Here is a 26,685-nt window from a genome sequence, read left to right as displayed (position 1 = left end):
AAGTGCAGTCGCGGTGCCGCAAGCGGATCGGCAGGAGTCAGTCGCCGCCGGTGAAGAACTTCCACTGGCCGTCGGGCGACAGGCCGATGCGGTAGAAATTATAGGCGTCGTTTTCTTCCATGCCGATCATATCACCAGCCGTGACGATCCGCAGCAGCTCGACGCGCTCGGGTGGGGTGAGGGCAGAGATCGACTTGCCGGCGAAATACGGCCAGACGTAAACCTCTTCCGGCTGCCCGGCCTCGAGCCTCACGGCGCTGGCGGAGAGAAGGTCCATGACGATCGCCAGAATTTCCTGGCCGTCTGGATCGCCGGAAAAGTTCTTCAGCGCGCCGACCGGATCGTCGCCCTGATAGTCCATCACCTGGGTCTGGTTCGGGCCGGGATTGGTCAGCGGCTTCAGCCGTTCGATATCGCCGGAGGCTGCGGCCTCGATCAAGGCGGCGCGCATTTTCTTTACAGGCTCAGGCAGCGTGGTCATGTCGCGGATGATGTCGGCCTGGATCGTGTCGGTCGCCGCAGCCGTTGGCTGGCCGGCGGCAGGTGCAGCGGGCGCTGCTACGGGGGCCTGAGCCGACCCGGTCGCCGGCACTTGCGGACCCTCGAAAGCCTGCATGACGCCGGACGATGGCTTGCTGCCGCCTGTTTCACCCTGCGCGGTGGTGCTCAGCGCCAGCGCGGAAGCCGGTGCCATAACCTGCAAGCCGCAAAAACATGTTGCGGCAAGCGCCAGACGCAGACCGTTGAAATTTGTCATAATGTGCATTCCGGCCGCCTTCCGAAGGGGAATTCTCGGCTTTTCCTGTGCCTGATAAGGATGTGCGAGATTACTGAACGATCCGTTCCGGCGAAAACTCTCCGGCCAGCATGCGGTTCTTCAGCGAATCCAGCAGCGCTTCGGCGCCGGTTTCGCCCAGCAGGCGGATCGTCTCGCGAATGGCGCAGGCCATCGCGACATCAGCAATGATTTCAGCCTCGATGCCATCGGCACGGCCATCGGCCCAGGCTTCATTCTGATATTCCAACGCAGCCTGCATCTTCTCGTGGACGATCATGTCATCGATTTCGTTGCGGCCTGTCTGCATACTCTTGATCCTCGGTACCCGTATTAATTACTGACCCATTAAGAACTTTATCAGCCTTTTATCAAAACGACACGGCTTGAGGTCAAAAGAGGTAAATAAACCGCTAATTTCCGTAGCGACTGGCTATTTCGGCGGCAAGTGTTGCGCCTTCGGCACGGTAGAGTTCCTCAGCCATGCGTGCGGGTTCATTGCAGGATGTGTGAACCGCGGCAAACGAGCGGTAGCCGCGGTTGTAGGCGGCGGTCAAGCGTTCCCGCCGTTTAGGCTCGCTGGCGGTGTCAGAATCCAGCAGTTTCTGCATGGATCCGCGCCAATCGTCACTGGTTGCACCGCAAAGCGACCGCAAATAAGTGACCGATCCCAGCACTTCCGCAAGCCGCATCATCTGCGAATCATACGGAGCCGGTTTTGATTCGGTTTCCGCCTGTGGCGCTGCTGTGGTCGCTGAAGGCGCCTGTTTCGCGGGAGCTTTCTGCGACTGGGCGCCAGCCGGCGCGGCGGCACAACTCAGCGCGATCGCAGCAACGATCGCGAATCGGTGAGAACACGTGAAGAAAGACATCAGGCGGTGCATACGAACTCCTAACCGCGTTTCAGTTCCGCCGCCAGCCTTTCGGCGCATTCCAGCACGCTCGCAGGCACTGGAAGATTGCGGATCTCCTCAACCGAATACCATCCCGGATCGGCCGCATCGTCGGCGGCAATCGCTTCTCCTTCGGGGTCCGCTTCGACACGGAACACCGAGAGCGAGAAATGGCGGTTGTCGTCCTTGTCCTTCTTAAGGTCGTAGGTGGCAAACAGGGTCGGATTGCGCACAGCGATGCCGGTCTCCTCGAAGAATTCCCGCACCGCCGTCTCCGATGGCGTCTCGCCGGGCTCGGCCCGACCCCCTGGAAAGGCAAACAGATTGGCCGAGGGCGGGTTCAATCGCCGGATCATCAGAAATTTGCCGTCGCGTTCGAGAATGGCCGACGATGCGGCCTGCGGGGAGGGCGTGGCTGTTGTCATGGACTGCTGAAGCTTTGAAGAGCGATAAGGTCAGGATAGTGTAGGCGGGAATAGCCGCCCATCAAGGACATATCATGTCGCGCGCAAAAACCCTCTCTCACGGCATGACACGGCCCGAACCATGCCGGTGAACCTCAACGGCTGGACAGCATGAAAACCTATCTCCTCTACTCGCTTGCCGCCCTGTTCGAGATCGCCGGCTGCTTTGCCTTCTGGGCCTGGTGGCGGCTGGAAAAGCCGGCTCTGTGGCTGGTGCCGGGTATGGTGTCGCTCGCGCTGTTTGCCTGGGTGCTGAGCTTCGTGCCAAGCGACGCGGCCGGGCGGACCTACGCCGCCTATGGATCGATCTACATTCTGGCCTCCATCCTCTGGCTCGCTGGCGTCGAGAACCGGATGCCCGACCGCTGGGACTTGATCGGCACCACCGTGTGCCTCCTCGGCGGCGCGATCATTCTCTTCGGTCCCCGCAGCGCCTGATCCGCTTGACGTCTGCCTACCCCGGTGCCATCTAATCTTGTATGTGCGGACGCTACGCCCTGACGGCGACTTCTGAGGAAATTCTGGAGGTCATGCAGGCGCTGGGGGAGGAAGGTTTCCCGGCCCGCTACAATATTGCCCCGACGCAGCCGATCCTGATCGTCATGCAGAACGAACATGTGAAGCCCGGCAGCAATCTTCCGCCGCGTCGCACCGTACTTGCCCGGTGGGGCCTGATTCCGGGCTGGGTCAAGGATATCAAGGACTTTCCCCTGATGATCAACGCGCGCTCCGAGACGGCGGCCGAAAAGGCGTCGTTCCGGGCCGCCATGCGTCACCGCCGCGTTCTCATTCCGGCCTCCGGTTTCTACGAATGGCGCCGGCCCCCGAAGGAAACGGGACTGCCTTCACAGCCCTTCTGGATCCGCCCGAAGAATGGTGGCGTCATCGCCTTTGCGGGACTGATGGAAACCTACGCATCTGCCGATGGCTCGGAAGTCGATACCGCGGCGATCCTGACGACGGCTGCCAACCACGCCCTGCGGCCGATCCACGACCGCATGCCCGTCGTCATCGCGCCGGAGGATTTCGATCGCTGGCTGGATTGCAAGAACGGTGAGCCACGCCACGTGGCGGATCTGATGCGGCCGGTACAGGACGATTTCTTCGAGGCGTTTCCGGTATCAGATCTGGTCAACAAGGTGTCCAACATGGGCAAGGATCTGCAGAAACCGGTCGCGGTGGCACAGCCGCAGGAGAAGCCGCCAAAGGCATCCGGCAGCAGCGGCCAGATGTCGCTGTTTTGATCCGTTCCGACCGCGTCACACCATCCAGCCATCGAATCACGTCCTGAACGGATTTCCCCATGAACCTGATATCCGCCGGTTTTTCCGGCTTTGCGCTGGGCGGCTCGCTGATCGTGGCGATCGGCGCTCAGAATGCGTTTATCCTGCGCCAGGGGCTGATCCGCAGCCATGTCTTCGTGCTGTGCCTGATCTGTGCGGCATCCGACGCCTTGCTGATTGCCGCGGGCGTCGGCGGGCTTGGAACGATCGTGTCGCAGTCGCCTCTGCTGATCTCGGTGGTGACGCTCGGCGGCGCGCTGTTCCTCGCCACCTATTCGGCCGTGGCATTCCGGCGGGCGGTAAAGCCCGGTGCGATGGTCGCCGGCGCGCCTGAGGGCATGGCACTGAAGGCGGCGGTGATGACCTGTCTCGCCTTCACATTTCTAAACCCGCATGTCTATCTCGATACGGTCGTGCTGCTCGGCAGCCTGTCTGCGGCCTATCAAGGCCTGGAAAGGGTAGCCTATGGCGTGGGCGCGGTGATCGCATCCTTCGCCTGGTTCTTCGGCCTCGGCTACGGCGCCCGCTATTTGGCGCCGCTATTTGCCAGACCCGCCGCGTGGCGGGTGCTGGATGGCCTGATCGGCGTTGTCATGGGGTTGCTCGCGCTCGGGCTTCTCATAAGCTTCCTGCGCGGCGCCTGAGACGGATCAGCGAGCCGGGCTGAGCGCTGGCTTGCGCTTCAGCATCATCGCCGCAGCAGCAACGGCTTTGAGGCCGAGCGGACGGTAGTGGCTGGAGAGGTCCGGTTTGGTCTCGATGTTGGTTTTGTTGGTTTCGCTGCTCACGTCTGTCTCCTCACGAATCTCTGTTCCGCTCAAGGGCGGGCCGGCGCATTTCGCCGCCAATCCGGGCGGAATCATGGCTGCGGCTTGACGATGCGATAGAGAAAGAATGGACGCGCCAACTTGCCGCAAGCTGGGGCTGCGACGCAACAATTCGTGTGCGCCGCAGCATCAGTCGCAAGGGCAGGACGATCAGACGTGCGTGCGCTCGTCCTCGATGGTGATCGTGCCATAACGCTTTTTCCACGCACGGGCAGAAAACGGCAGAACACAGAGATAGGCAATCGCGGTGATTGCTAGGATTTCCCAGGTGTAGCTCATCAAGAGGCCGACATAGAGAACGGCCACAAGCATGATCGGCAGCATCAAGTCACGGCGGATGCGGCCCGACTTGCCCGACCAGACCGGCAGACGCGAGACCAACAAGAAGCCGATCAACAGCGTGTAGAGAACGCTGGCATACACGAAGAACTTCGTCTGTTCGACGCCGAGAAAGCCGAGATAGACCGGCAGAAGCACCAGAAGCGCACCCATGGGCGCCGGAACGCCCACAAAAAACTCCGACTGCCAGGGAGCCTTGATGCCGCGGTCTTCCATCACGTTGAACCGGGCAAGCCGCAGGCCAGCCGCGATCGCATAGAGAAGTGCAGCTATCCAGCCAAAGGATTTCGCTCCGTCCAGCAGAAACGCATAGGAGACGAGGACGGGCGCAACGCCGAAATTGATGATGTCGGCGAGCGAATCCATCTGCACGCCGAATTTCGACGTTGCCTTCAGAAGCCGTGCGATCCGACCATCGATCCCGTCGAGGAAGGCTGCCAGCAGCACCATCGCGACAGCGAGCTCGAACCGTCCCTCGAAGGCAAGTCTGATCCCGGTGAGGCCGGCGCAGATCGCCAGCACCGTGATCAGGTTGGGGATCATCAGGCGGACCGGGATCTCGCGCAGGCGCGGCCCACGGGCCTCGTCGGTCGTATGGTTCTGTTCCGGCGGCGAGACGGGCGTCTCCATCAGATGATCTCCTTGCGTTTAGTTAGGCACGACGGCCGATGGTCGGTCCCTTGGTGGAGCCGAATTCGGCCAATACGGTTTCGCCGCCGACCGCTCTCTGGCCAACCACGACGCGCGCCTGGCCACCGGCCGGAACGAAGACGTCAAGGCGCGAACCGAAGCGGATCAGGCCGAAGCGCTCACCGGCGCTAACCGGCTCGTTTGGCTTGACCCAGCAGACGATGCGGCGTGCCACAAGACCGGCGATCTGTACAACGCCGACGCGGCCGTGTGGGGTGTCGATGACAAGCCCGTTGCGCTCGTTGTCGCTGGACGCCTTGTCGAGTTCCGCGTTGACGAACTGCCCTTCGCGGTACTCGATGCGTGTCACCTGGCCCCGAACAGGGGCGCGGTTGATGTGGCAGTCGAACACGTTCATGAAGACCGAGATGCGCAGCATCGGCTCGATGCCGAGATCCAGTTCGGCCGGCGGCACGACCAGAGCAACATGGCTGACGCGGCCGTCGGCAGGGCTGATGACGAGATCGTCATCCTGCGGTACGACCCGTTCCGGATCGCGGAAGAAGTAGGCGCACCAGAGCGTCAGCACCAGGCCGATCCAGAACAGCGGCTCGGCGAAGTAGCCGAGGATCAGCGAGACGACGAAAAAGATGACGACGAAAACGTAGCCTTCCTTGTGGATCGGCACGAGCGTGTTGCGGATGGTGTCGAAAAGATTGATCAACCCTTGGTTCTCCTCAATGGTCTGTGCTGCCTGCCTATAGAAAAACCCTATTTGCGGCAATCCGGTTCCGTCGATGCGCCCGTGACGTCATACAACTTCCCGGTATAATTGACGGAATACACCGTTTGAAGCGCTCAGCGACCTCTGCTTTAACGCGGTTTATCCCTGACGCGTCAGTTTCCCAAAGGCCCATCCTCGTCTTCTGACACTCGCAGACGCGGTGCATTGCCACAGAAATCTTCGCCTCAGCGAACCGCCTCAGGGTCTACCCAGCCCATCCAGGTCGAGAAGGCGAGCAGAGGCGAGCCGTAGAAGACCAGCACCAGCATATAGATGATGGCGATACCGCCGAGTACCAGCATCCGCCTGTTCGTATATCGTCTCATGCTGTTCTCCTGTTATTCTGCTGCCGTTACTCAGCAGCAGGTGCGCCGCGACGGACGATGCCGAGATCGTCGTTTTCGCGCACCTTCTTCAACTGCTCTTCCGCTTCCGTCGCCTCGCGCTGACGGTTCCACATCGAGGCGTAGAGGCCTTCCTGCTGCAGCAGCCCCGAATGGGTGCCGCGCTCGGCAATCTGGCCGTCGCGCAGAACGATGATCTCGTCGGCATTGATAACCGTCGAGAGGCGGTGGGCGATGACAAGCGTCGTCCGGTTCTTCGAAACGAGATCGAGTGCGGACTGGATCTCGTGCTCGGTCGTCGTATCGAGCGCCGAGGTCGCCTCGTCGAGAATGAGGATCGGCGGGCTCTTCAAAACCGTGCGGGCAATCGCCACGCGCTGCTTTTCGCCGCCCGAGAGTTTCAGCCCGCGTTCGCCGACCTTTGTCTCATAACCATCCGGCAGAGCCTTGATGAACCGGTCGATCTGAGCGATCTCGGCCGCCGCCTGGACTTCGGTATCCGAGGCACCCGGCCGGCCGTAGCGGATGTTGTAGACGACCGTGTCGTTGAACAGGACCGTATCCTGCGGCACCATGCCGATGGCCGAGCGAAGCGACTTCTGCGTCACGTTGCGCACATCCTGGCCGTCGATGGTGATCGATCCGCTCTGGATATCGTAGAAGCGATAGAGCAGGCGCGAAATGGTGGATTTGCCAGCACCCGAAGGGCCGACGATCGCCACCGTCTTTCCAGCTGGCACGTCGAAGGAGATGCCTTTAAGGATCGGTCGTGCCGGATCATAGGAGAACTGCACGTCGCGAAAGGCGATGGCGCCTTTTTCAGGTCCCTGTCCGATGACAAGATCCTTCGCGTCCGGCCGGTCCACGACTTCTGCTTCGACTTCCAGAAGGTCGAACATCTGCTCGATATCGGTCAGCCCCTGGCGGATTTCGCGGTAGACGAAGCCGATGAAGTTAAGCGGAACCGCGAGCTGCATCAGCAGCGCGTTGACGAACACGAAATCGCCAATCGTCTGGTCGCCGCGCTGCACTGCAAGCGCCGACATGATCATGATCACGGCCTGTCCCAGCCCGAAGATCACGCCCTGGCCGAAGTTCAGCCATCCGAGCGAGGTCCAGACGTCGGTCGCCGCCTTTTCATAGCGCTCCATGGAGGAATCGAAGCGCTTTGCTTCCATGTCCTCGTTGCCGAAATATTTCACCGTCTCGAAGTTCAGAAGCGAATCGATGGCTTTTGTGTTCGCCTCGGTATCGTTGTCGTTCATCGTCCGGCGGATGGAGATGCGCCAGTCGCTGGCCTTGATCGTGAACCAGATATAGGCGGCAACCGTAACAGCCGTGACGGCGAGGTAGGCGAACCCGTAGGCGGCCCAGAATATGATCGCCGTCAGCAGGAATTCGATCACCGTCGGCACCGAATTGAGGATGGTGAAACGAACGATCGTTTCGATGCCCTTCGTGCCGCGTTCGATAATGCGCGACAGGCCGCCGGTCTTGCGTTCGAGATGGAAGCGCAGCGAAAGCTGATGCATGTGCACGAAGGTCTTGTAGGCAAGCTGGCGCACCGCGTGCTGGCCGACCGAGGCAAACAGCGCGTCACGCAGCTGGTTCAGACCCACCTGCAGGATGCGGGTAAAGTTGTAGGCGACGACCAGCACGACGGCGCCCAGCAGAAAGACCGGCAGGATGCCCGCCATGTCGAGCTTGCCGTTTAGCGCATCCGTCGCCCACTTGAAGAAATAGGGGACAGAGATCAGCACCAGCTTTGCCAGCAGCAGAAACACCGTCGCCCAGATGACGCGCGCTTTCAGATCCGCGCGTCCGACCGGCCACATATAGGGCCACAGGTTGACGAGTGTGCTGAAGGGATTGCCGCTATCCGCAGATACGGTCTTCTTTTTTGCTGCCATGGATTTTACCTGAATCTGAGGGCGAAGAAACGCCTTCCCGGCAAATAGGCTGCGCAGGGCCATGTTGCAAATGAAACTCGCATGAAACCTCATCTGGCCTCATCGGTCGAAAGTAGGTATGACTACGGAGTGTATAAGTCCGAATTGCGAGGCGGAGGAGGTCTGGCTATTCGAGGGAAGCTCGCATTGGGAGGAATATCATGCGCTTCAAGACGATTGCCGTTGCGACTGCCCTGAGCACTCTTCTGTGGGGAGCCTCGGCCGGCGCGGCTTTCACTGCCTATACGGTGGTCAAGCATGTACCGCATCTGAATATACTGGAAACGGTCACAGCACTTGTCGAGCGCAACAGTCTTTCACTGCACGTTGCCGCCCATTCACTGGCAGTCACGCCGTCGCAACTGATGATCGGCGATCGGTCGTAAGTCTGTTTTTCTGCAGAGTGTTGCACCGATAGCCGCCGCCGCGACGTGAGGCTCAACCTCCCGCCTTCCCGTGACGAGCACAGGAATGTGGAGATTGGGGAACCCGAAGCATTGGCCCTGCGGCTTTAAGTCGTTTTTCAGATGCCTTGGAGCCGCGTCATTATTTGCGATGCTGGATCCGTTCGCGGTGCAGCTCTTCCGAATCCGGCCGGAACTCCTCCGGTACGCCGAAGATCTGGCCGGGCTGGATGATGTCGGGGTTGCGGATCTGATCCTCGTTGGCGAGGTAGATCGTCGTGTAGCGCACGCCCTGGCCATACATCCGGCGCGAAATCTGCCACAGCGTATCGCCACGTCGGATGATCACCGAGTTGCGTTCGCTTTGCGTCAGTGGTGCCTGCTGGAACGTCTTTGTGCCGTCAACGCCTGTGGCGGGAGCCGCCGGCGTGCCGGCCATCTCCTGTTCGTTGCCACCATCCATCTGCCGTGCCATGGCGGGCCCGACGGCGCGGGCGATCAAGGCGCCGAGGTCCTTGAGGGCTGCGCCAACGGCGGCAACGTCGTTTGGAACCTTGTCGAGTGCGGCAAGTGCTGACGCTGCATCCTTGGCGGCATTGTCGGCAACGGAGCGGGCGGAAACGGAAGCGTCGGCCGGCAGGCGGTATTCGGTCAAAGACTTGAGCGTGATTGATGTAGACGAACGTGCCGCCGCCATCTGTTCGCCGCTCGGCACCTTGCCGTCGGCGTAGAGGTTCTGCAGCAGGTTGAAGGCGCGTACCACTTCGTTGCGAAGCTTCTCGAAGGCGCCGCCATCGATCGTCGACATCGGGCTTGAAACTGCGGGGGCTGCGACTGCCGCCACCTGTTCGCCGGCCGGACGGTTGAACGGAACCTCGACCATGACGGTGCGCTGGCCGGCACCGTTCAGTGCCTCGACGCTGATCCGGTGATCACCGACCGAAAGCTGCGTGTTGCCCTCGATGACGAAATGGCCGTTGCCGCCTGCGCGCGACTGGCCGACGGGCTCGCCGTCGACAAGACCGCGCACCGTGACACCCGAGCGGGCGATGCCGGCGATAAAGATTTTCGAGCCTTCAAGCTCGACGGCGGTGATCTGCAAATCCGGTGTTCCAACCGGAGCAGGCGTCGCGTCGGGAGCCGCGGTCGAGGACGGAGCAGAGACGTTTGGCGCGCTGGATGCGATCTGCGACGATGCCTGCGGCAAGGCCGGAGTGACGGCTGGCGTCTGAGACTGACCCGCAGCCGTCTGGCCTGCAGTGGACGGCGCAGCGCCAGGGGCAGGGGCAGGGGGTGTCGGTGATGTCGCGGCATTTGGTACGGCAGGCGCAGACGCGTTCGGCGTCGCGATGACCCGGCTCGCTTTGCCCGGCGTCGTCACCATGGCAAGCAGCTTGCCGGTCTTCGGATCGCTGGGTACGGAGACCGTCGCGGTCTCGTCCGAGACGACCGTCTTGCCGTCCTTGCCGGTGGCTTTGAGAACCAGCTGGTGATCGCCCGGCGGCAAAGGCTTGTCGAGAACGGCTGCAAAATCGCCGCTCGGGCCGACGTCGATCTTGGCGACGACCGAGTTGCCACTGGAGATTTCGAGTGTCGAATTGGGCAGCGCGCGGCCGGCAATCACGGCCGAACCGTCGGGCTCGACGCGCAGCACGTCAAAGGCGGGCTTGGCTGGCGTCTGGGCAGCGTTCGGCTGGGCGGTGACCGGGCTTTCCGCGCTCGGTGCAGCTGTTACTGCGGGTGCGGCCGGAGCGGAGGGCGCTGCCGGAGCGGAAGGGGTTGCCGGGGGAGATACGGGAGCGGCCGGCGTCGTCGCGGGCACAGATGCCTGCTCCTGCGGCTTCGGCGCGTCCGGGGAATTCGGTGCGTCTGTCGGCTTCACCGCCTGCTTGGTGCTCTCGACCGCGTCCTTGACCGCATCGCCGGCAGCGTTGATCGCATCGCCGAGCGGTTTGGAATCATGATTGATCCGCGGCAGCACGAAAAAGACCATCAGCAGCGATGCGATGGCGAGTACGACCAGAGCGAGCCAACCGGCGCGGTTTTTCATGAGCAAAGCCTTTTCCCGATGGACCCCCCATCGTCTTTCCGGATTATCCGTTTCCTCTAGTCATAACAAGCTTTTCCAGTGTTTCAGCCTTGCTCTGCGCAGTATTTCCAGCCAAATCTCATGGTTGGTGCGTCGCGTGCCAACTCTTTGAAGTGCCTGACGGAGAAAACTGTGCCAATACAATCCATCTGCGTTTACTGCGGCTCCCAGCCGGGACGCGATCCCGCCTATATCCAGGCCGGCCGCGCGCTCGGAAAATCCATTGCAGCCCATGATCTCAGGCTGGTCTATGGCGGCGGCACCAAGGGCATCATGGGTGCGGTTGCCGCAGGTGTTCTGGCGCATGGCGGCAAGGTCACCGGCATCATCCCGGACTTTCTTGTCGATATGGAGGCAACCCGCCATTCGCTCGGCCAGCTTGATGAACTGATCGTCACCAAGGACATGCATGAGCGCAAGCACAAGATGTTCGAACGCTCCGATGCCTTCGTCACCCTGCCGGGCGGCATCGGCACTCTGGAAGAGATCGTCGAGATCATGACCTGGGGCCAGCTCGGCCGTCATGAGAAGCCGATGGTGTTTGCCAATATCGGCGGCTTCTGGGATCCGATGCTGTCGCTCGTCACCCACATGCGCGAGGAAGGCTTCATCCACCGGGCGCATCTGGTACAGCCGCTGGTCATCGCCGAAGTCGATGACATCGTGCCGGCCATTCTCGACCGCGACGAACAGCAGGCCGCGTCAAAGGGCGAAGCCGCCGTCATTTCGAAACTCTAGGGTTTCAGGCTTTCGCCACGGGTAGGGAGCAGGAGCACCGCATGCCAGACTGGAATATCCTGTTCGCCTTCCTCGTGACGACGTCCATCTTCGCCTTCATTCCGGGACCCGCGATGCTTTACGTAGCGGCCCGCACGATCGCTGCCGGCCGCAAGGCGGGCATGATGGCCGTGCTCGGCGTCCATCTCGGATCCTACGCGCATATCGTTGCGGCAGCTACCGGGCTCTCGGTTCTCTTTCACGCCGTCCCAGTAGTTTATGCGCTGGTGAAGCTTGCAGGCGCGATCTACCTGATCTGGCTTGGCATTTCCCTGTTTCGCGCGAAGGCTGCGGGTTCAGGCGATCTGCAGGCGGAGACGCCGAGATCTGCCCGAAAGGCGTTTGCCGAAAGCATCGTCGTCGAGGTTCTCAACCCGAAGACCGCGATCTTCTTCCTGGCCTTCCTGCCGCAGTTCATCGACAGCGCGGCCAGCTTTCCGGTCTGGCTTCAATTCGTGGTTCTGGGATTGGCCGTCAGCATCATCTTCACGATCGCCGATGTTTTCGCTGTTGCCCTTGCCGGCCTGGTGATGGCACGGCTCAACCGATCGAGCACGGCGCAGAAGCTTGCCCAGCGGGCAGGCGGGACCATCCTGGTCGGTCTCGGCGCGCATCTCGCGCTGCAGAGAAGCTAGAGACGAGCCTCAGTCAACGATGAAGAGCTTGGCGCCCAGTGTCGTCGAGGACCGGTGCGGTTCGGCACTGTCGGCCACTTGATAGCTCATCCCGGGCTTCAGCACGAAGACGCGTCCGTCGGCAAGTTCGGTCGTCATCTTGCCTTCGAGGCACAGCAGGATATGGCCCTTCTCGCACCAGTGGTCGGCGAGATAGCCCGGCGAATGCTCCACCATCCGCACCCGGATTGGTCCGAAATGGCGGGTGCGCCAGGTCGAGTGTCCGGTGTCACCCTTGTGGACGGTCGGCTCAATCTGCGACCAGTCCGTCGTGCCGAAGGGGATATCTGACATCTGCATGAACGAAATCTCCTGATGGGCGGTCAGCGGCTGCGAAGGTCCCGCAGCATCGCCAGCGTATAGACGGCAAGTGCCGACCAGATGAACACGAAGGCGGTGAGCTTGATGCCGCTCAACGGCTCCTTGAAGATAAACACAGCGGTCAGAAAGATCATTGTCGGTGCGATATACTGCATGATGCCGATGGTCGACAGCTTCAGCAGCTTGGTGGCATTGGCATAGATCATCAGCGGCACGGCTGTCGCTATACCGGCAAAGGCAAGCAGGGCCGCATCGTAGCCGACACCGTTCAGGAAATGGCCCTGGCCCGTCGCTTCCAGCCAGATGAGGTAGGGCAGCATCGGAATGCTGATCAGCAGCACTTCGAGGAAAAACCCCTGGTTCGGACCGATCGGCAGCGTCTTGCGGAAGAGGGCATAAAAACCCCAGGTAAATGTCAGCGCCAGCGACACCCACGGCAGTCCGCCCGAACCCCAGGTGAGGATTGCGACACCGACCACGGCAAGCCCGATCGCCGCCTTCTGCATCGGCAAAAGCTTTTCCTTCAGCACCAGCGCTGCCATGAGGATACTGAACAGCGGATTGATGAAATAGCCGAGCGCGGCATCGATCGCATGACCGTTCGAGACCGCCCAGACATAGATACCCCAGTTGGCGGTGATGAAGGCGGCGGTGACGCAGGCCATGCCGAGCATGCGCGGCGTCCGGATCGCGGTCTTTACATCCCCGGTGCGTCCGAGAATGATCAGCACGAGGCCGGCGATCGGCACCGACCAGATGGCGCGGTGCGCCAGCACTTCCAGCGCCGGAAGATGCGCGACCGCTTTCAGGTAGAAGGGAAGGACGCCCCACAGGAGATAGGCGGTGATGCCGAAGGCAAAGCCGCGCGGCGTGTCCTCGTTCTTCGCTCCCGCGGGTTGTGCGGCGACGGGAACGGTATCGGTGGCCATCAGGGCGTTTCCGGCAATTTGTTATCGTTGGCTGGCGGGATACACCAAGGCAGAGCCCCCGGCCAATTCATTTCTGTGAAGCATGGATCAGTGGCGCGACCGATACAGCCTTCAGTTCGGCCTCAGCGTGATCACGGTCAGTTCGGAGGGCACGCCGAGCCTCAGCGCAAAACCGATCCACAGGGCCGTACCGTTATTGACATAGAGCGACATCTGATCGACGTCGTAGAGGCCGGACACGAAGCCGTTGTTGAAGCGGGCGATAAGGCGATCGAACCCCCAGATCATGCCGCCATGGGTATGGCCGGACAGCTGCAGATCGGCCCCGGCATCCGCCGAAAGCTTCGCATCGCGTGGCTGGTGGTTGAGGAGGATGACCGGAACATCAGCCGGCGCACCTGATAGCGCCTTGCCGACGTCAGGGCCTTCCAGACCGAACCGCGTGGCGTTGAGATCGTTGACGCCGGCCAGCACCATCTGCGCACCGCCGCGCGACAGAACGACATGGCCGTTGGAAATGGTGCGAAGGCCAAGCGTCTCGTATTGCCGCATCCAGTCGTCATGGCCGAAGTAATATTCGTGATTGCCCGGAATGGTGAAGACGCCGTCCGGAGCGCGCAGTTTGGCAAGCGGGGCAACATCCAGATTGCGGGCCTGCAGATCGCCATCGATCAGGTCGCCGGTGATGACGATGAGGTCGGCATTCTGGGCATTGGCCTTGGCTACCGTCTCTTCGACCCAGGGCGCCTGAAACAGGCGGCTGATGTGAAGATCCGTCAGCTGGATCAACCGGTAGCCATCAAACTGCGCTGGCAGGTTGGGGATGCGGATCTCCACTTCCTTGACCGGCGGCACCCGGATCGCCTGGTTGACGGCAAAAGCTGCAAGCGACATGGCAGCTGCGCCGATCCCGTAGCGCAGCCCGACCGGTATTCTGATCCGCCGACGTCGAAGGGCTGCCGTGACAAGCGCGACCAGATCGAGCGCCAGCTGAAATATGCCAAGCAACAGGATCGTGCCCGCCATCCAGTTGACGACGATCATCGTCATCCGCGGCACTTCAGGCGAAAACATCGTGCCAAACACAATCCGGCTGATCAGGCTGTGCTGGAACACCACCATCAGCACGACCGCGATCGTTCCCTTCGCCCAGCGGGGCCAAGGCAGCGGCAGAAGGAAGCGGAGGACGACGTAGAGGCACAGAAGGGCTTTGGCGAGATGAAACACGTCGATGAGGCTCGGCTTCAGGAGGATGGGATAGGACAGGGAGCCCCTAACTGTGCCGGCCGGCGGTTAATCTCAACCGGCATAACGGGATGTTGATCGGGAGGGGTGAGGCATATCGCTTCTCCCCGCCCGCAGGGAGACGTTGGCGGGAGCCGAATGCGGGGCGAGACGCCCCGCAAGCTTTCGCATTTATGCCTTCCCCGCAAACCGATCCGTCGCGCGGATCAACTGATCCGTAATCCCCGGTTCCGACACGGCATGGCCGGCGCCTTCGATGATGTGGAAATCTGCGTCAGTCCAGACCTTCGACAACTGGTAGGCGTATTTGAGCGGGCAGGGCATGTCGTATCGGCCGTGCACGATGATGCCAGGAATGCCCTTGAGCTTTGTCGCATCGCGCAAGAGCTGGCCTTCCTCAAGCCAGCCGGCATTCATGAAGAAGTGGTTTTCGATGCGGGCAAAGGCGATGGCGTAGTGGTCCTCGCCGAAGCCTTCGGTCAGCGCCGCATCGGGGAGAAGCGTGATCGTCGATCCCTCCCAGATGCTCCAGGCCTTGGCCGCCTCAAGCTGCGCCGCCGTGTCTGATCCGGTCAGGCGGCGGTGATAGGCTGCCATCATCTCGTGGCGCTCGTCCTCGGGAATCGGTGCGACAAACGCCTCGTATTTTTCTGGAAACATCTCGGAGACGCCGAACTGGTAGTACCAGTCGAGCTCGGCTCTCGTCAGCGTATAGATGCCGCGCAGCAGCAGCTCGGTCACCCGATCGGGGTGTGTCTCGGCATAGGCGAGGCCGAGCGTCGAACCCCAGGATCCACCAAACACCTGCCACTTGTCGACGCCGACCATCTCGCGCAGCCGCTCGATATCGGCGACCAGATGCCAGGTCGTGTTGGCCTCAAGGCTTGCATGCGGCGTCGACTTGCCGCAACCGCGCTGGTCGAACAGCAGGATGTCGTAGAGTTCGGGGTCAAACAGTCGCGACTGGATCGGCGTGATGCCGCCGCCGGGGCCGCCATGCAGGAAGACGACGGGTTTTGCCCCCTTCGTGCCATGCCGTTCGAAATAGATCGAGTGACCGTCGCCAACATCGAGCGTGCCGGTCTCAAAGGCAGTCGTTGCCGGGTAGAGCGTGCGCAGCACTTCCGTCATAGATGCAGACCTTTCGCGGGCCAGTTTTCCGTATCGTGATCGGGGTGCTGGAAGGAGATGATCTGCTCCTGCTTCGAATAATAGTCCGTATCGCCGGTATGCACCGGAGCGTCGAAGATCGTCTCCACCCAGGGCAGCCGGAAAGTGTGGTTGACCTGCACCTGCGGCATCAGGTCGTCGCGCTCGTCAAAGGCGCCGATGGCGATATCAAGGCTGGTCGGTGTGCGATAGGTCAGCGGTGTGCCGCATTCCGCGCAAAAGCCGCGGTCGATATTGATCGATGACTGGAAGTATTTTGGCTCCCCGCGGGTCCACTCGACCCCGGTTTCCGCACCGTCCTGTGGTGCTGAGACAAGCGGCCCGAAGAACCCGCCGAACGCCTTCTGGCACATCCGGCAATGGCAGATGGAGGCACGACCAAGCTGTCCTTTGATCCTGAAACGCACGGCACCGCACTGGCACCCGCCGGTTCTCGGCTGGCCGGCTTTTTCCGTCTCACTCATGCATCGTCCTCCTTCGTCATTCCGCGATCGGCGGGAACTGGTTGCCACGTCTGTGTATCGTGATCCGGATGCTGGTTGGAAACGATATCATTGAGGAAAGGCGCCTCGTCGATATCATCCATCGTATCGTGCCCGGGCAGGGTGTGCAGATGATCCACGAACGCCACCTTGCCTTCGGTGCCATACTGGACCGACGGCGGCAGCACCGACGGATCGTCGAAAGCACCGGCCGAGACCGCAATGCCATCCGCCGCCTCATAGGTCAGCGGAGTGCCGCAATTGTCGCAGAAGCCGCGCCGCACATGGTTCGAAGAGTGGAAATATTTTGGCTGTCCGCGCGTCCATGAAAAGCCGGTGCCGCGGGTGGAGACGAGGGGCGCATAATAGGCACCGAACGCCTTCTGACACATGCGGCAATGGCAGATGGAGACATGGTCGGGCTTGCCGTCGAGGCGAAAACGCAGGGCGCCGCACTGACAGCCGCCGGTGCAAATGTCATGGCTCGTCATGCATTGCCCCGTAGCGAGGTCTGACGGCCGCGACTGCCCACAGGGTTTGGTTGGCGCTCTGCACTCATGTCATCCTCCCCTCATCCTTTGGGTGGTCCCGTGCCAAAAGCATAGGACCACCCCGCCCATGCGGCAAGCGTTAGCGCTTTACCTCCCAGGTGGTCACCCGTTCGCCGGTCTCGGCGTTCTTGCGATCCTTCAGCTGGATGCCCTTGGTTGACAGTTCGTCACGGATGCGGTCGGCTTCGGCGAAGTTCTTCGCTTTGAGCATTTCGAGACGCAGCGCGACGAGCGCATCCACCGCTTCGGCAAGCGCCCCGTCCACTTCCGTCTTTTCCGGCGCGACGCCGAGAAGGGCGGCACTGGCGGCAAACATCGGCAGCAGCGTGCTGTCGGCATTGGCTTCCTGCGCCAGCGCATGGATGCGCTGGATCGCGGCCACCGTGTTGAGGTCGTCGGCGAGCGCGTCGAGGACGATCGGGCAGGGCTGCGTGCTCGAAGGAATGTCGGCGAGGTCGACGGCCGGCCATTTGGCAAGAAGCCGCTCGGCCTCCTCGATGCGCTTGATCGAAAAATCGATCGGTTCGCGGTAATGCGTCATCAGCATGGCGAGGCGCAGCACCTGGCCCGGCCACTTGCGGCCGCCGAATGTATCGGTATCCAGCAACTGGTTGATGGTAATGAAATTGCCGTCGGACTTCGACATCTTTCGGCCTTCGACCTGCACGAAGCCGTTATGCATCCAGACATTTGCCATCACGTCGGTGCCGTGGGCGCAGCGCGACTGGGCAATCTCATTCTCATGGTGCGGAAAGATCAGGTCCAGCCCGCCGCCATGGATGTCGAAGACTTCGCCGAGATAGCGGCCGCTCATCGCCGAGCATTCGATATGCCAGCCGGGGCGACCGCGTCCCCAGGGGCTGTCCCAGCCGGGTTCGTTGTGGGAGGAAAGCTTCCACAGCACGAAATCGCCCGGGTTCTTCTTGTGCGCATCAACAGCGACGCGCGCACCCGCCTGCTGCTCATCCAGCGGACGCTTGGAAAGCTGGCCGTAATCGGCCATCGACTTGGTGTCGAACAGCACTTCGCCCTCAGCGACATAGGCGTTGCCGTTGCCGACGAGCTTTTCGATGATGGCGATCATCTGCGCAATATTGTCGGTGGCGCGCGGCTCGACGGTGGGTTCAAGGCAGCCAAGGGCCGCGACGTCGTCGTGAAACTGCTTCGCCGTCTTTTCGGTCACCGCATGGATTGCATCGTTGAGCGCAAGATGCGGAAAATCGCGCAGCGCCCGGGCGTTGATCTTGTCATCCACGTCGGTAATGTTGCGCGCATAGGTCACGTGGGCGTCGCCATACACGTGCCGCAGCAGCCGGAATAGCACATCGAACACGATCACCGGCCGGGCGTTACCGATATGGGCGAAATCATAGACCGTCGGGCCGCAGACATACATGCGGACGTTGTCGGCATCGATGGGCTCGAACGCCGTCTTCTGGCGGATCAAGGTATTGTATAGTTTGAGCGTGACGCTCATCAAAAAATCTCCCAAAATCCTGACGTCGCATGCATCTATGGCGAGCGGACCAGAGCGTTTGTCTTCAAAGCTTTTCGAGAGACGAAAACGGCCAGGCCAGCGCTTTACGCTGAGCGAATAATGATCCCGCAGATGGAAATCGCCGTGTTCATCCGTCGTTTATGGCGCGAGGCCACTGTTTGGTCAAGAGATTTGCTGGTGCGTTCCCGGTCCGAAATCCCATCTAAAAAGCTGTTGAAAAGAGGTTTTCACCGCCCGCGTTTAGTTACCGGTTAATCTTAACCAAAACCTGTGTTTTGCGTTTTGTCCATTCTGCCTAATATTAGAAATCACTGATGAAGAGTGGGAGGCAGGGTCATGGACGTAAGAACGACCTTCGTGGGAAAGCCGCTTGATCCGGGTGAGCTGGAACGGCTGGCGCGAATATACAACGTCGCGCGCTGGATGACCGGTCGCTCTAGGCACGATCCGTCCGCCGCAAGGCTGGCGGCCATGGCAATCCGCTTCTACCAGCTCGGCGTGCGCGACGACGATGTTCTTCTCGAAAAGGTGCTCAGCACCCATTCGGCTCTCACGAGCAACTGAGATGTCCGAACGGCGTGCGACCTAATTTCGGGTTCCCGCCCACACGCGTGACAACGTCTTGCGCGCCAGGAATGCGGTGACGGCAACCGCAACAAGGATTACGCCGAGGGCTGCGAGCATGTGAACATGCAGTCTCAAATGTCCAAACAGCGCCTCGACCGCGTTGCCGAACAGGTACCCGATCGCCGTTATCCCGACGCCCCAGACGAATGCGGCGATGAGATTGAGAAAGAAGAAGCGAAGAGGCGAGATGCCGGAAAGTCCGATCATCAAGGGACTGACGGTGCGGATGCCGTAGATGAAACGGAACGAGAGGATGAAGCCCGTCGGATGCGCAGCAAGCAGGGTGCGGACGCGTTCTGCAGCCTTTACCCGCATCATCCGCTGGACGATTGCCAAGCGGTTGGCGTGGCGGCCCGCAAAAAACAGCGCCTGGTCAGCGATCAGCGATCCCAAGAAGGCACCCGCCGCGGCCTGCCAGTAGGGCATGAGGCCGCGGTGGGAAATCACGCCGCCGAGAAACGCTGCCGTCTCGCCCTCGACAGCCGCTCCCAGAAACACGGCCACCGGTCCATACTCACCGATCAACTGTTCCAGGCTCATGACTAGATTCCCCCAAACGTCCGGGCTGTCGGTCTATCCGGTTATTCCGGCATTCTGAAATCGACGAACCGGTTTTCGCGCACCACGAACATGCGGCCACTGTCGGTAAGCTCTGGCGAGGCGAGGAAGAGGATCTTCTGCGCCACCTCCGACGGATGCGGCAGTGTCTCCGGATCTTCGCCAGGCACGGCCTGCGCCCGCATCGCGGTCCTTGTGGCGCCCGGGTTGACCATGTTGACCTTCAGCGTCGTGTGGGTGTTTTCTGCAGCCCAGATGCGGCCCATGGTCTCCACTGCTGATTTCGAGATCGCGTAGGCACCCCAGAAAGCCGGGGCCTTTGCGGCAGCACCTGACGAGAAGAGCAGGGCGCGACCCGCATCGGAGCGCACCAGCAGCGGCTCGACGGAGCGGATCAGCCGCCACATCGAGGTGACATTGGTCAGCATCACCTTTTCGAACACTTTCGCCTCGATATGCCCGAGCGGCGAAATTGTACCAAGGATGCCGGCATTGGCGACCAGGATGTCGAGCTTGCCCCAGCGTTCGAAGATCGAGGCACCGAGGCGGTCGATCGCCTCCATGTCGGTCAGATCAAACGGCACGAGCGTCGCCGAACCACCGACGGCCTTGATCGCGTCATCCAGCTCTTCCAGCCCGCCGCCGGTGCGTGCGGTGGCGATCACATGCGCGCCGGCCTTTGCCAGCTCCAGTGCCGTGAAGTAACCGATGCCGCGCGAGGCGCCGGTCACCAGCGCAATCCTACCCTTCAAGTCGATCGTCATTGTTCCATCCCTGCCAGTCGCGACCAAAAAAGAAGGCCGCGTTCCCGCAGCCTTCTAAAACGTTCATGATCGATTGAAAACCATTCAGCCGTTGCTGGCCAGAAGCGACACCTTGCGGCCGACCGCTTCACCGTCCTTGTCGAGAAGACGCGTCGGGTAGTCGCCGGTGAAATAATGGTCGGTGAACTGCGGCCGTGCATCGTTGCGGTCTTCGCCGCCGACGGCGCGGTAAAGCCCGTTGATCGACAGGAATTCGAGCGAGTCCGCGCCGATATATTTGCACATCGCTTCGAGGCTGTCGTACTGGTTGGCCAGCAGCTTTTCCCGGTCCGGCGTGTCGATGCCGTAGAAATCGGGATAGTAGATCATCGGGCTTGCGACGCGCAGGTGAACTTCCTTGGCGCCGGCATCGCGGATCATCTGGACGATCTTCAGCGACGTGGTGCCGCGCACGACCGAATCGTCGACCAGCACGACGCGCTTGCCCTCGATCATCGCCCGGTTGGCCGAATGCTTCAGCTTCACACCGAAAGCGCGGATCTGCTGAGTGGGCTCGATGAAGGTGCGACCGACATAATGGTTGCGGATGATGCCGTATTCGAACGGAATGCCGCTCTCCTGGGCGTACCCCAGAGCTGCCGGCGTGCCGCCATCGGGAACCGGCACGACGACATCAGCATCGACAGGCGCTTCCTTGGCGAGGTTGATGCCCATGTTCTTGCGCGCCACATAGACCGAGCGGCCGCCGACAACGGAATCGGGACGAGCGAAATAGACGTATTCGAACAGGCAGAGCCGTTCCGGCTGGCCATTGCCGGCCTTGCGGGCATCGATCGAGATCGAGCCGTCTGACTGGATCTCGCAGATGATCACTTCGCCGTTTTCGACGTCGCGGATGAACTTGGCACCGATAATGTCGAGCGCGCAGGTTTCAGAGGCAAACACAGGCTTGCCGTCGAGTTCGCCCATAACGAGGGGACGGATACCGGTCGGATCACGCGCCGCGATCAGCTTGGTGCGGGTGATGGCAAGCATCGAATAACCGCCTTCCATCTGCCTGATGGCATCGATGAAGCGGTCTGCGGTGGAGGAGTAGCGCGAGCGCGCGATGAGGTGAAGGACGACTTCCGTATCGGATGTCGACTGACAGATGGCGCCGCCGGCGATCAATTGCCGGCGCAGCGTGAGACCGTTGGTGAAATTGCCGTTGTGGGCAATCGCGATACCGCCGACTTCCAGTTCCGCAAACAGCGGCTGGACGTTGCGAAGAGCGACTTCGCCGGTTGTTGAATAGCGGTTGTGGCCGATCGAGATATTGCCGGGAAGCTTCGCGAGCGTGACCGGGTCCGTATAGTGATCGCCGACCAGGCCCATCCGGCGCTCCGAATGGAAGCGCAAACCGTCGAACGAGACGATACCGGCGGCTTCCTGACCGCGATGCTGCAGGGCATGCAGGCCGAGCGCCGTCAGCGTTGCCGCATCCGGGTGGCCGAGGACGCCAAAGACGCCGCATTCTTCATGAAGGGTGTCTTCGTCCCATACGTTGGAGCGGTTGACATCGAATGTTTGCGATCCCGGCTGCTGCATCTGGCCGTACCCTTTCAGGAAAAATGGAAAGGCTGGCCGGGGGAGATTTCCCCCGGAGACCAGCCCGTCTATCATCAGATTTCGAATGTTACCACAAATGGTGATGGTGTGCGCTGCATCAAGCGCAACACAGCGTCAATTATTTGTAACCGGTGCGTCTTCGGCCGGTGTCTGGTCGGTGCCGACAGCGCCATCGGCGGGGGCTTCTTCCTTGCCGAGGATGCGGGCCCTGATCTGCGGCTCGATATCGGCGGGCAGCACGGCTTCGAGGCGACCGACCAGCGTATCGAGGAATGGCTTCGACTTGGCGTTGGTGACCCAGGTCGGCTGGGCACTTTCAGCGACCAGCCAGTTCCAGAACGCGACGGCCACGACGAGAAGCAGGATGCCGCGGGCAGCTCCGAACAGGAAGCCGAGCGTGCGGTCGAGCGCACCGATGCGGCTGTCGATAATGAAGTCGGCAATTCTGGATGTGATGAAGGAGATGATGATCAGCGCCACGAGGAAGATGACGCCCGCCGAACCGGCAATGGCGATGCGGTGATCGGATGTGTACTTTTCCGCGTAAGGGACAAGCAGCGGGTAGAGATAGTAGGCGGCGGCAATGGCGCCGGCCCAGCTTGCGATCGACAGAACCTCGCGGGAGAAACCTCGAACCATGGCAAGCACGGCCGAAAACAGGGTGACGCCGATGACAATACCGTCAAAGATGGTGATGGGCATGTAAACTCTACTCCAGAACCTGCCGTTGCATGCCTGCCGTCTTGGTGAAGCCAATGTGGGCCAGCCGTTTTCGTGCTTGGATCAGGGCGGAGTTGCCAACCTGATCCAGAGCGTCGAGCGCGTGTCTTACATCAGCCGTGGCGTTAACGGAAGATCAATCATCTTCCTCCTGCTTCCCCAGTTTTTTGACCGAACCGGCGATGCGCGACACCAAATCCGGCAGGTCCTCGATCATCGTCCAGCGGGCGCTGGAACCCTTCGGCAACTCGGCGGATGTGGCCGGCAGCATGGCACCGGAAAAGCCGAGCTTTTCAGCTTCCTTCAGGCGCTGCGCCGTCTGCGAGACGGGACGCACCGCACCGGAGAGACTGATCTCTCCGAAGAACACGTGGTCGGCCGGAAGAGCGATGCCGGCGAGCGAAGAAACAAGCGCCGAGGCAATCGCCATATCGGCGGCCGGCTCCGAAATGCGGTAGCCGCCGGCGACGTTCAGATAGACGTCGTGCTGGCCGAGACGCACGCCGCAATGGGCTTCGAGAACCGCAAGGATCATCGCGAGACGCGACGAGTCCCAGCCGACCACCGCGCGGCGCGGCGTGCCGAGCGAGGTTGCCGCCACCAGCGCCTGAACCTCGACCAGAACCGGCCGTGTGCCTTCCATACCGGCAAAGACCGCGGCCCCCGGAGATTTGGCATTGCGTTCGCCGAGAAACAGTTCTGACGGGTTGGTGACCTCGCGGAGACCCTTGTCGGACATTTCGAACACGCCGATCTCGTCCGTCGGGCCGAACCGGTTTTTCACCGTGCGCAGGATGCGGTAGTGATGGCCGCGGTCGCCCTCGAAATAAAGCACCGCATCGACCATGTGCTCGACCACCCGCGGACCGGCGATCTGGCCTTCCTTGGTGACATGGCCGACCAGCACCATGGCGGCACCCGTCTGCTTGGCAAAGCGGATCATTGCCTGCACGCCGGTGCGCACCTGGGTGACGGTGCCCGGCGCCGAATCGGCCGTATCGCTCCACAGCGTCTGGATCGAATCGATGATCACGAGATCCGGCCGCTTGCCTTCCGACACCGTGGCGAGAATGTCCTCGACATTGGTTTCGGCCGCCAGAAGCACTTCCGTATCGGCAGCACCCAGCCGCTGGGCCCGAAGGCGAACCTGGGCGACGGCTTCTTCGCCCGAGACATAGATGATGCGATGACCACGACGCGAAAGGGCGGCTGCCGCCTGCATCAGAAGCGTCGACTTGCCGATGCCCGGATCGCCACCGATCAGCACCGCCGACCCGCGCACGAACCCGCCGCCGGTGGCACGGTCGAGTTCGGAAATGCCGGTATGGATGCGCGGTGCTTCCTCGGTTTCACCGGAAAGAGCCGTCAGCGTCACGGCGCGGCCCTTTTTCGGCACCTTGCCAGGCCCCGATCCGATGCCGCCCATCGGATCTTCCTCGACGATCGTATTCCACTCGCCGCAGCCTTCGCACTTGCCCGCCCAGCGGCTATGCACCGTGCCGCAGTTCTGGCACACGAATTGAGTTTTAGGTTTTGCCATGAGATCAGTTTTCGTCAGTCTTGAAGAGGTCGGGATGAAGGTTTTGATGGCCGTGCAGGACCCGGACGATGCGGACAGCCGTTTCCGTTCGGCGGAAATAGATACAGCGCTTGCGGTATGGGAGTGCTTTGAGACCGGGTGTGAGATTATCGCGCGGCGAACCTGGAAAACCGGTGAAGGCAATCCACGCAGCCTTTCGAGTAAGATCTCGGACGAAGTGGCCGGCCGCGACCGGATCGTCGACGGCGATGTACAGGAATATGTCGAGGAGATCCTGATCGGCCAGCGGGGAATAAATCAGCTCTTTCGGTTCAATATGCGCATCCCCCGTTCGATGATCGAATCCGCGTGTGTGTCGGCATTGTCGAAACGCACGAACTCGCCTCTCTCCAGCTGGGCATCCGCCTCGGCGATCATCGTCCTCAAGAGCTCGTCTTCGCTTCCAAGACGGCTTAGTCCCGCCGCGACGACATCCTCAGCGCTTTCATAAGCGCCCGTCTTCACCTGCTCTTCGATAAACGCCAGAGCCTCGTCATTGAGATGGATCTCGGTCATTTCGATCTCCTTTTGTTCTCATTTAGCACGAAGATTTCGCCCGCGAAAGAGGGGATCTCCGCATGCAGTTGCGGTCTCACTCGTCGGCGTAAAGATACCGCCGCTCGTATCGCAGGCCAAGGCTGGTGAGGAGTTCGTAGCCGATCGTGCCGGCCGCGCGCGCGACGTCGTCGAGCGGCATGTTGGGACCGAACAGCTCGATATAATCGCCGGTGCGAACATCGCGTTCCGGCACATCGGTGATGTCGAAGATCGTCAGGTCCATGGTGACGCGCCCGACGACCGGCACGCGGTGGCCGGCGATGAAACCGAAACCGCCTTCGTGAATGCTGTCGCGGATCGGAACGCCGGAGCCGGACAGCGACCGCTTGTAGCCATCCGCATAGCCCGCCGCGACGATCGCCAGCCGGCTGTCGCGGGTCAGGCGGTGTGTGCCGCCATAGCTGACGGTTTCGCCGGTCTTGGCGCTGCGGATCTGGATGATGCGCGCCTCGGCCTTGGCGACCGGCCGCATCGGATTGCTGACGCCACCGACAGCCTCGCCGCCATAGACGGCAATTCCTGGGCGCGTGAGGTCGAAATGGTATTCGGAGCCGAGCATGATACCGGAAGACGCCGCAAGACTTGCAGGAATGCCTTCATAAGCCGCCGCAACCTTCTGGAATGATTCAAGCTGCTGGCGGTTGAAGGAAGAGGAGGGCGTATCGCCGCTGTGCAGATGCGACAGAACGAGGACGGGCGAGAAACTCGCCGGCCGCGACACGTCGTCGGCAAAGGCGAGCGCGTCCTCCAGCGGAATGCCGAGCCGGTTGAACCCGGTATCGATATGCAGCGCGCAAGGATGATCGCCGTGTTCTGCGGTCACCGCCATCCAGAAGCTGAGTTGCTCTTCTGAAACGAGGACTGGGACCAGTCCATGTTCATAGAACGTCCCTTCCTGACCGGGCCAGACGCCTGACAGCACATAGATGCGGGCATCCGGCGCATAGGTTCGAAGCGTCACACCTTCCTGAACCACGGCCACAAAGAAATCGCGCGCGCCGGCCTCGTAAAGCGCCGTACCGCAATCCTCAAGACCGAGCCCATAGGCATCCGCCTTGACCACGGCCGCAGTCGAGGCACTGCCGGAACGCTCAGCCATCTCCCGCCAGTTGTCGGCAAGCGCTACGAGATCGATGGTCAGCCGGGCAGGGGCGATATCGAATTCGTCGAAAGGCAGGGCGTCGTCGTCGAAATCTGTCATGAGCGCTCAGCAGAATGGATCGGATCGACGCCAATCCTTACCCGTTTCCACGGCCGGAAAAAGACGTACGGGCGAGATTTTGCGCGCCGCACGCTTTTTTCAAACATTCCAAGCAATCCGATAAAAACAGAAACATCCACAACGTATTAATTCAGTGTTCAGATTGTATTGTGTATCAGATTTACTGTTCAATTAATTGAATTTCCCCGCGTCATTGGGCAGGGGGAGGTCAGAAATATATTTCGAGAGACTAATGTGAAAAATGTACTTTCAGTCATATTGACAGCAAGCTTTCTTGCTTACGGCGCGTCTGCAGCCTTGGCGCAGACGAAGGGCGACTGGGTTCTCGGCAACTATAAGGGCGCCGGTTACTGGTTTCCGGGTGTCATCGAAAAGATTGGCGGCGGCAGCGTTACCATCCGCTACGATGACGGTGACCGGGAAACGGTGGCTTCGAGCGCGGTGCGGCCGTACGACTGGATGATCGGCATGAAGGTCGAATGCAACTACAAGGGCGCCGGCGACTGGTACCCGGGCAAGATCACCGCGCTGGCAGGCGAGAAAATCGGAATCGCCTATGATGACGGCGACAAGGAAAGCACCCGGACCGGACGCTGCCGGACCCAGTAGTCGATCAGCGAC

At 61.1% G+C, this 26,685-nt stretch carries 33 protein-coding genes; 8 read left to right on the top strand and 25 right to left on the bottom strand.

The features are described 5' to 3' along the window. Positions 1-37 precede the first annotated feature (37 nt). The 4 genes from ASG19_RS01235 to ASG19_RS01220 form a co-directional block, all read right to left on the bottom strand. Positions 38-757, bottom strand: coding sequence for a hypothetical protein (locus ASG19_RS01235; RefSeq protein ID WP_139283844.1), 720 nt, complete (start codon positions 755-757; stop codon positions 38-40). 70 nt (positions 758-827) lie between these two features. Further along, positions 828-1,085 carry a hypothetical protein gene (locus ASG19_RS01230; protein WP_062453374.1) on the bottom strand — a complete coding sequence of 86 codons (258 nt, stop codon included), beginning with the start codon at positions 1,083-1,085 and terminating at the stop codon, positions 828-830. A 103-nt stretch (positions 1,086-1,188) separates the two neighbouring features. Next, positions 1,189-1,659, bottom strand: a complete 471-nt coding sequence (locus ASG19_RS01225; RefSeq protein WP_244476053.1) for a TIGR02301 family protein — start codon at positions 1,657-1,659, stop codon at positions 1,189-1,191. A gap of 8 nt (positions 1,660-1,667) precedes the next feature. Then, the gene (locus ASG19_RS01220) at positions 1,668-2,093 is read right to left on the bottom strand and encodes an NUDIX hydrolase (RefSeq protein WP_062453373.1); all 426 of its coding nucleotides are present in this window, start codon (positions 2,091-2,093) and stop codon (positions 1,668-1,670) included. Between the two features lie 150 nt (positions 2,094-2,243). Here ASG19_RS01220 and ASG19_RS01215 point away from each other — a divergent pair, with 150 nt between their 5' ends. From ASG19_RS01215 to ASG19_RS01205, 3 genes are read left to right on the top strand one after another with little or no spacing between them, the layout of a single operon-like run. Then, positions 2,244-2,570, top strand: a complete 327-nt coding sequence (locus ASG19_RS01215; protein WP_062453372.1) for a YnfA family protein — start codon at positions 2,244-2,246, stop codon at positions 2,568-2,570. 41 nt (positions 2,571-2,611) lie between these two features. Further along, entirely contained in the window at positions 2,612-3,376 is a 765-nt protein-coding gene (locus ASG19_RS01210) for an SOS response-associated peptidase (protein ID WP_062453371.1), read from the top strand. A 59-nt stretch (positions 3,377-3,435) separates the two neighbouring features. Further along, positions 3,436-4,059 carry a LysE/ArgO family amino acid transporter gene (locus ASG19_RS01205; protein ID WP_062453370.1) on the top strand — a complete coding sequence of 208 codons (624 nt, stop codon included), beginning with the start codon at positions 3,436-3,438 and terminating at the stop codon, positions 4,057-4,059. A 6-nt stretch (positions 4,060-4,065) separates the two neighbouring features. On the opposite strand, the gene ASG19_RS24160 is transcribed toward ASG19_RS01205, so the two are convergent. The 5 genes from ASG19_RS24160 to ASG19_RS01190 all read right to left on the bottom strand — a co-directional run bounded on the left by ASG19_RS24160 (position 4,066) and on the right by ASG19_RS01190 (position 8,249). Further along, on the bottom strand, positions 4,066-4,203 hold the full coding sequence (locus ASG19_RS24160) for a hypothetical protein (RefSeq protein ID WP_192076685.1): 138 nt from the start codon (positions 4,201-4,203) through the stop codon (positions 4,066-4,068). 189 nt (positions 4,204-4,392) lie between these two features. Further along, complete coding sequence (locus ASG19_RS01200; RefSeq protein ID WP_062453369.1) at positions 4,393-5,211, bottom strand: phosphatidylcholine/phosphatidylserine synthase; 819 nt, start codon at positions 5,209-5,211, stop codon at positions 4,393-4,395. A 22-nt stretch (positions 5,212-5,233) separates the two neighbouring features. Beyond that, positions 5,234-5,935, bottom strand: a complete 702-nt coding sequence (locus tag ASG19_RS01195) for a phosphatidylserine decarboxylase (protein ID WP_199864750.1) — start codon at positions 5,933-5,935, stop codon at positions 5,234-5,236. Between the two features lie 245 nt (positions 5,936-6,180). Continuing rightward, a complete protein-coding gene (locus tag ASG19_RS23755; RefSeq protein WP_156461813.1) occupies positions 6,181-6,321 on the bottom strand; it encodes a hypothetical protein in 141 nt (46 codons plus the stop codon). A gap of 26 nt (positions 6,322-6,347) precedes the next feature. Then, positions 6,348-8,249 carry an ABC transporter ATP-binding protein/permease gene (locus ASG19_RS01190; RefSeq protein ID WP_062453368.1) on the bottom strand — a complete coding sequence of 634 codons (1,902 nt, stop codon included), beginning with the start codon at positions 8,247-8,249 and terminating at the stop codon, positions 6,348-6,350. A gap of 200 nt (positions 8,250-8,449) precedes the next feature. On the opposite strand from ASG19_RS01190, the gene ASG19_RS01185 reads away from it, so the two are divergent. Further along, complete coding sequence (locus ASG19_RS01185; RefSeq protein WP_062453367.1) at positions 8,450-8,674, top strand: hypothetical protein; 225 nt, start codon at positions 8,450-8,452, stop codon at positions 8,672-8,674. Between the two features lie 160 nt (positions 8,675-8,834). On the opposite strand, the gene ASG19_RS01180 is transcribed toward ASG19_RS01185, so the two are convergent. Further along, positions 8,835-10,742 (bottom strand): LysM peptidoglycan-binding domain-containing protein, encoded by a 1,908-nt coding sequence (locus ASG19_RS01180; protein WP_062453366.1) that lies wholly within the window; start codon positions 10,740-10,742, stop codon positions 8,835-8,837. Positions 10,743-10,898: 156 nt separating this feature from the next. On the opposite strand from ASG19_RS01180, the gene ASG19_RS01175 reads away from it, so the two are divergent. Continuing rightward, on the top strand, positions 10,899-11,519 hold the full coding sequence (locus ASG19_RS01175; RefSeq protein WP_062454748.1) for a TIGR00730 family Rossman fold protein: 621 nt from the start codon (positions 10,899-10,901) through the stop codon (positions 11,517-11,519). A gap of 41 nt (positions 11,520-11,560) precedes the next feature. Continuing rightward, positions 11,561-12,193 carry a LysE family translocator gene (locus ASG19_RS01170; protein ID WP_062453365.1) on the top strand — a complete coding sequence of 211 codons (633 nt, stop codon included), beginning with the start codon at positions 11,561-11,563 and terminating at the stop codon, positions 12,191-12,193. Between the two features lie 9 nt (positions 12,194-12,202). On the opposite strand, the gene ASG19_RS01165 is transcribed toward ASG19_RS01170, so the two are convergent. The 7 genes from ASG19_RS01165 to cysS form a co-directional block, all read right to left on the bottom strand. Continuing rightward, the gene (locus ASG19_RS01165) at positions 12,203-12,532 is read right to left on the bottom strand and encodes a DHCW motif cupin fold protein (protein ID WP_062453364.1); all 330 of its coding nucleotides are present in this window, start codon (positions 12,530-12,532) and stop codon (positions 12,203-12,205) included. 23 nt (positions 12,533-12,555) lie between these two features. Next, on the bottom strand, positions 12,556-13,482 hold the full coding sequence (gene rarD / locus ASG19_RS01160) for an EamA family transporter RarD (protein WP_062453363.1): 927 nt from the start codon (positions 13,480-13,482) through the stop codon (positions 12,556-12,558). A gap of 111 nt (positions 13,483-13,593) precedes the next feature. Next, positions 13,594-14,709: a metallophosphoesterase gene (locus ASG19_RS01155; protein WP_062453362.1), complete on the bottom strand. Its 1,116-nt coding sequence runs from the start codon at positions 14,707-14,709 to the stop codon at positions 13,594-13,596. 189 nt (positions 14,710-14,898) lie between these two features. Next, a complete protein-coding gene (gene pip / locus ASG19_RS01150) occupies positions 14,899-15,858 on the bottom strand; it encodes a prolyl aminopeptidase (protein WP_062453361.1) in 960 nt (319 codons plus the stop codon). Continuing rightward, positions 15,855-16,361, bottom strand: coding sequence for a GFA family protein (locus ASG19_RS01145; protein ID WP_062453360.1), 507 nt, complete (start codon positions 16,359-16,361; stop codon positions 15,855-15,857). Before ASG19_RS01145 ends, pip begins: the two co-directional genes overlap by 4 nt. Further along, the gene (locus tag ASG19_RS01140; protein ID WP_062453359.1) at positions 16,358-16,870 is read right to left on the bottom strand and encodes a GFA family protein; all 513 of its coding nucleotides are present in this window, start codon (positions 16,868-16,870) and stop codon (positions 16,358-16,360) included. Before ASG19_RS01140 ends, ASG19_RS01145 begins: the two co-directional genes overlap by 4 nt. A 139-nt stretch (positions 16,871-17,009) precedes the next feature. Then, entirely contained in the window at positions 17,010-18,407 is a 1,398-nt protein-coding gene (gene cysS, locus ASG19_RS01135; RefSeq protein WP_062453358.1) for a cysteine--tRNA ligase, read from the bottom strand. 357 nt (positions 18,408-18,764) lie between these two features. Between cysS and ASG19_RS01130 the strand changes: the two genes are divergently transcribed. Beyond that, entirely contained in the window at positions 18,765-18,992 is a 228-nt protein-coding gene (locus ASG19_RS01130) for a hypothetical protein (protein WP_062453357.1), read from the top strand. 21 nt (positions 18,993-19,013) lie between these two features. Here the strand turns inward: ASG19_RS01130 and ASG19_RS01125 are convergent, their stop codons facing one another. From ASG19_RS01125 to alr, 8 genes are all read right to left on the bottom strand, one after another. Next, the gene (locus ASG19_RS01125; protein ID WP_062453356.1) at positions 19,014-19,595 is read right to left on the bottom strand and encodes a DedA family protein; all 582 of its coding nucleotides are present in this window, start codon (positions 19,593-19,595) and stop codon (positions 19,014-19,016) included. Between the two features lie 41 nt (positions 19,596-19,636). After that, on the bottom strand, positions 19,637-20,377 hold the full coding sequence (locus tag ASG19_RS01120; protein ID WP_062453355.1) for an SDR family NAD(P)-dependent oxidoreductase: 741 nt from the start codon (positions 20,375-20,377) through the stop codon (positions 19,637-19,639). Between the two features lie 84 nt (positions 20,378-20,461). Next, positions 20,462-21,964: an amidophosphoribosyltransferase gene (purF, locus tag ASG19_RS01115; protein WP_062453354.1), complete on the bottom strand. Its 1,503-nt coding sequence runs from the start codon at positions 21,962-21,964 to the stop codon at positions 20,462-20,464. Between the two features lie 135 nt (positions 21,965-22,099). After that, complete coding sequence (locus tag ASG19_RS01110; RefSeq protein WP_062453353.1) at positions 22,100-22,687, bottom strand: CvpA family protein; 588 nt, start codon at positions 22,685-22,687, stop codon at positions 22,100-22,102. A 154-nt stretch (positions 22,688-22,841) separates the two neighbouring features. Further along, positions 22,842-24,245, bottom strand: coding sequence for a DNA repair protein RadA (radA, locus tag ASG19_RS01105; RefSeq protein WP_062453352.1), 1,404 nt, complete (start codon positions 24,243-24,245; stop codon positions 22,842-22,844). A gap of 4 nt (positions 24,246-24,249) precedes the next feature. Then, a complete protein-coding gene (locus ASG19_RS23360) occupies positions 24,250-24,495 on the bottom strand; it encodes a type II toxin-antitoxin system RelE/ParE family toxin (protein WP_244476105.1) in 246 nt (81 codons plus the stop codon). A 47-nt stretch (positions 24,496-24,542) separates the two neighbouring features. Continuing rightward, positions 24,543-24,800, bottom strand: coding sequence for a type II toxin-antitoxin system ParD family antitoxin (locus tag ASG19_RS01100; RefSeq protein ID WP_062453351.1), 258 nt, complete (start codon positions 24,798-24,800; stop codon positions 24,543-24,545). A 76-nt stretch (positions 24,801-24,876) separates the two neighbouring features. Next, positions 24,877-26,043 (bottom strand): alanine racemase, encoded by a 1,167-nt coding sequence (gene alr / locus ASG19_RS01095; protein ID WP_062453350.1) that lies wholly within the window; start codon positions 26,041-26,043, stop codon positions 24,877-24,879. 255 nt (positions 26,044-26,298) lie between these two features. On the opposite strand from alr, the gene ASG19_RS01090 reads away from it, so the two are divergent. Then, positions 26,299-26,673, top strand: a complete 375-nt coding sequence (locus tag ASG19_RS01090; RefSeq protein ID WP_062453349.1) for a tudor domain-containing protein — start codon at positions 26,299-26,301, stop codon at positions 26,671-26,673. The last annotated feature ends 12 nt before the right edge of the window (positions 26,674-26,685 follow it).

Source organism: Rhizobium sp. Leaf306 (assembly GCF_001423425.1).
Taxonomy (GTDB): Bacteria; Pseudomonadota; Alphaproteobacteria; order Rhizobiales; family Rhizobiaceae; genus Neorhizobium; species Neorhizobium soli.
This window is presented reverse-complemented; position numbering and strand designations above follow the sequence as displayed.

Excerpts from the sequence above, each read along its gene's own strand:
- ASG19_RS01235 (WP_139283844.1), bottom strand. The coding sequence starts at position 757 with ATGACAAATTTCAACGGTCTGCGTCTGGCGCTTGCCGCAACATGTTTT.
- ASG19_RS01230 (WP_062453374.1), bottom strand. The coding sequence starts at position 1,085 with ATGCAGACAGGCCGCAACGAAATCGATGACATGATCGTCCACGAGAAG.
- ASG19_RS01225 (WP_244476053.1), bottom strand. The coding sequence starts at position 1,659 with ATGCACCGCCTGATGTCTTTCTTCACGTGTTCTCACCGATTCGCGATC.
- ASG19_RS01220 (WP_062453373.1), bottom strand. The coding sequence starts at position 2,093 with ATGACAACAGCCACGCCCTCCCCGCAGGCCGCATCGTCGGCCATTCTC.
- ASG19_RS01215 (WP_062453372.1), top strand. The coding sequence starts at position 2,244 with ATGAAAACCTATCTCCTCTACTCGCTTGCCGCCCTGTTCGAGATCGCC.
- ASG19_RS01210 (WP_062453371.1), top strand. The coding sequence starts at position 2,612 with ATGTGCGGACGCTACGCCCTGACGGCGACTTCTGAGGAAATTCTGGAG.
- ASG19_RS01205 (WP_062453370.1), top strand. The coding sequence starts at position 3,436 with ATGAACCTGATATCCGCCGGTTTTTCCGGCTTTGCGCTGGGCGGCTCG.
- ASG19_RS01200 (WP_062453369.1), bottom strand. The coding sequence starts at position 5,211 with ATGGAGACGCCCGTCTCGCCGCCGGAACAGAACCATACGACCGACGAG.
- ASG19_RS23755 (WP_156461813.1), bottom strand. The coding sequence starts at position 6,321 with ATGAGACGATATACGAACAGGCGGATGCTGGTACTCGGCGGTATCGCC.
- ASG19_RS01190 (WP_062453368.1), bottom strand. The coding sequence starts at position 8,249 with ATGGCAGCAAAAAAGAAGACCGTATCTGCGGATAGCGGCAATCCCTTC.
- ASG19_RS01185 (WP_062453367.1), top strand. The coding sequence starts at position 8,450 with ATGCGCTTCAAGACGATTGCCGTTGCGACTGCCCTGAGCACTCTTCTG.
- ASG19_RS01180 (WP_062453366.1), bottom strand. The coding sequence starts at position 10,742 with ATGAAAAACCGCGCCGGTTGGCTCGCTCTGGTCGTACTCGCCATCGCA.
- ASG19_RS01170 (WP_062453365.1), top strand. The coding sequence starts at position 11,561 with ATGCCAGACTGGAATATCCTGTTCGCCTTCCTCGTGACGACGTCCATC.
- ASG19_RS01165 (WP_062453364.1), bottom strand. The coding sequence starts at position 12,532 with ATGCAGATGTCAGATATCCCCTTCGGCACGACGGACTGGTCGCAGATT.
- rarD (WP_062453363.1), bottom strand. The coding sequence starts at position 13,482 with ATGGCCACCGATACCGTTCCCGTCGCCGCACAACCCGCGGGAGCGAAG.
- pip (WP_062453361.1), bottom strand. The coding sequence starts at position 15,858 with ATGACGGAAGTGCTGCGCACGCTCTACCCGGCAACGACTGCCTTTGAG.
- ASG19_RS01145 (WP_062453360.1), bottom strand. The coding sequence starts at position 16,361 with ATGAGTGAGACGGAAAAAGCCGGCCAGCCGAGAACCGGCGGGTGCCAG.
- ASG19_RS01140 (WP_062453359.1), bottom strand. The coding sequence starts at position 16,870 with ATGACGAGCCATGACATTTGCACCGGCGGCTGTCAGTGCGGCGCCCTG.
- cysS (WP_062453358.1), bottom strand. The coding sequence starts at position 18,407 with ATGAGCGTCACGCTCAAACTATACAATACCTTGATCCGCCAGAAGACG.
- ASG19_RS01130 (WP_062453357.1), top strand. The coding sequence starts at position 18,765 with ATGGACGTAAGAACGACCTTCGTGGGAAAGCCGCTTGATCCGGGTGAG.
- ASG19_RS01125 (WP_062453356.1), bottom strand. The coding sequence starts at position 19,595 with ATGAGCCTGGAACAGTTGATCGGTGAGTATGGACCGGTGGCCGTGTTT.
- ASG19_RS01120 (WP_062453355.1), bottom strand. The coding sequence starts at position 20,377 with ATGACGATCGACTTGAAGGGTAGGATTGCGCTGGTGACCGGCGCCTCG.
- purF (WP_062453354.1), bottom strand. The coding sequence starts at position 21,964 with ATGCAGCAGCCGGGATCGCAAACATTCGATGTCAACCGCTCCAACGTA.
- ASG19_RS01110 (WP_062453353.1), bottom strand. The coding sequence starts at position 22,687 with ATGCCCATCACCATCTTTGACGGTATTGTCATCGGCGTCACCCTGTTT.
- radA (WP_062453352.1), bottom strand. The coding sequence starts at position 24,245 with ATGGCAAAACCTAAAACTCAATTCGTGTGCCAGAACTGCGGCACGGTG.
- ASG19_RS01100 (WP_062453351.1), bottom strand. The coding sequence starts at position 24,800 with ATGACCGAGATCCATCTCAATGACGAGGCTCTGGCGTTTATCGAAGAG.
- alr (WP_062453350.1), bottom strand. The coding sequence starts at position 26,043 with ATGACAGATTTCGACGACGACGCCCTGCCTTTCGACGAATTCGATATC.